The organism is Baaleninema simplex PCC 7105, assembly GCF_000332355.1.
In the GTDB taxonomy this organism is placed as follows: Bacteria; Cyanobacteriota; Cyanobacteriia; order Cyanobacteriales; family Geitlerinemataceae; genus Baaleninema; species Baaleninema simplex.
Genome location: NZ_KB235961.1, coordinates 1 through 1,771, shown reverse-complemented (window position 1 = coordinate 1,771; position 1,771 = coordinate 1). Strand labels below are relative to the sequence as shown.

General features: G+C 41.4%; 2 protein-coding genes and 2 pseudogenes. 3 read left to right on the top strand and 1 reads right to left on the bottom strand.

Features of this window, described 5'->3' with window-relative positions:
• A pseudogene (locus GEI7105_RS37870) lies at positions 1-140 on the top strand (ISKra4 family transposase); the annotation flags it as partial.
• On the opposite strand, the gene GEI7105_RS32385 reads toward GEI7105_RS37870, so the two are convergent.
• On the bottom strand, positions 137-520 hold the full coding sequence (locus GEI7105_RS32385) for a transposase (RefSeq protein WP_017663089.1): 384 nt from the start codon (positions 518-520) through the stop codon (positions 137-139). The pseudogene GEI7105_RS37870 and the gene GEI7105_RS32385 overlap by 4 nt on opposite strands.
• A 142-nt stretch (positions 521-662) precedes the next feature.
• On the opposite strand from GEI7105_RS32385, the gene GEI7105_RS40115 reads away from it, so the two are divergent.
• Entirely contained in the window at positions 663-1,091 is a 429-nt protein-coding gene (locus tag GEI7105_RS40115; protein ID WP_245555498.1) for a helix-turn-helix domain-containing protein, read from the top strand.
• Between the two features lie 18 nt (positions 1,092-1,109).
• Positions 1,110-1,651, top strand: a pseudogene (locus GEI7105_RS41125) (ISL3 family transposase).
• Positions 1,652-1,771: the final 120 nt, after the last annotated feature.

Genomic DNA, 1,771 nt, shown 5'->3' with positions numbered 1-1,771 from the left:
TCGGCTCTGGAGCCATTGAATCGACGGTCAAGCAGATTGGTCGGCGTCTCAAGATTTCCGGCGCTCAGTGGGAACGTCAGAACGTTCCACAAGTCCTCAAGCAACGCTGTGCTTATCTCAATGGAGACTTTTACGCCTAACACTTGCAAAACTGGGATGCACCCGCATCTGAGAGAGTGGTCAGCAATAACCAAGGTTCTTTCCCTCCTTTCCCTCGATAACGACGTTTCCAATAAACGCCGAGATTAAGAGCGCGAACTGGTTCTTCTTTGTTGACATTAACGTTTTCAAAGAAGTGATACTGTCCCGGTTGAAAGCCTCGGTGTTTTAAGGCTTGGCATCGAGTCTTGGCATCCGCCACATAGGTACTTTTCTTCTGTCGCAATACAGCGTCCGCACCTCGCTTCCTGAGCCAGTCTGCCAGTTTAGCACTCTGAAATTCTCGGTCGCCTACTACCACCACTGGATAAGGTTTTAATAGCTTCAATACCGGCGCTAATATTTTTTGCTGTTGCCTCAAGGAACTGCTGCCTAATTGGGGTAATAACGGGTCTTCGGAGTTTGAGGTGATAATAGTATAATAGAAAACAAATGCAGGCGGATCTAAAGATGAACTTTTTGTAGAAGACTTAATCAACTTACCCAAAGTAAGAGTGAGAAGCGTGGTCAGGGAACGCGAAGCAATATTTTTGCAGCTAGGCTTTAGAGAAGAGGAAGTTGCCTGTCCTCATTGTGGCAAAAAGACGGGCGAACTTAACCAAACACGAACCGTTAGAGTTCGAGACTTGCCCATTTCGGGTCAACTCGTATATTTGACAAATACCACGGCGTCTAGTTTTACTGTAAAAAAATGCCAACAATACTTTACAGAAGAACTAGACTTTATTGAAACTGGTCGAAGGTTTACTAGGCGGTACGAAGAATATATTTACGAGCGAGTAATCGCTAGTAGCGTCGAGCAAGTTAAAAGAGAAGAAGACTTGTCTTGGCATCAGGTAAATGGAATTCATCAACAGGTATACGAACGCAAAAAAAAAGTAAATTGGGGACAAGTAAAAAGGTTGGGTTTGGACGAGATAGCAAAAACATAAAAGGTCACAAAAAAATTTGTGACGGTAGTGAGCGATTTAGAGAAAGGAGAATTGATAGAAGTCATCGACTCTCACCAACAAGAAGAAATCGCTGAAGTTCTTCTACAGCAACCGTTAGAGGTCAGAGAGGCAGTCGAAGAGGTCAGTGTAGATATGTGGGGAGGATTTCCAAAGCTTATCGAAAAAGTGTTTCCCAATGCCCAAATTGTCGTCGATAGATTTCACGTTATGAAAGCGGTGAATGACAATCTAAATAAAATCCGAAAGCAGGTGAAGTTTAAAATCAAAATCAAAGGAGCAAAATGGTTATTGCTGAAAACCAAAAAGACTTAAAAGAAGAGGGATTGGAAAAATTAGAGGCCGTTTTAAAACAGTCAAAACGTTTACGAAAAGCTTATCAGCTTAAAGAGGATTTTAGAGAAATTTATGAAACAACTCAAGACCCAGAGAGCGGAAAAAATAAATTTAAAGAATGGTTGTGTAAAGCACAGAGTATTTATGGTGATGCTGTCAAGACAATTCGCAATCATCTTAACCCACATTCCGCACTTCAAATGTAGTGTATAAGTAGTATAAATTGAATCGGAAAAGAATTAGGTATTTCGACTCAGCCAACTGACCCCTTGACTTGAAAATAACATTCAAGAGCCAACTGACTTGACAAAAATAGTAGGATATGC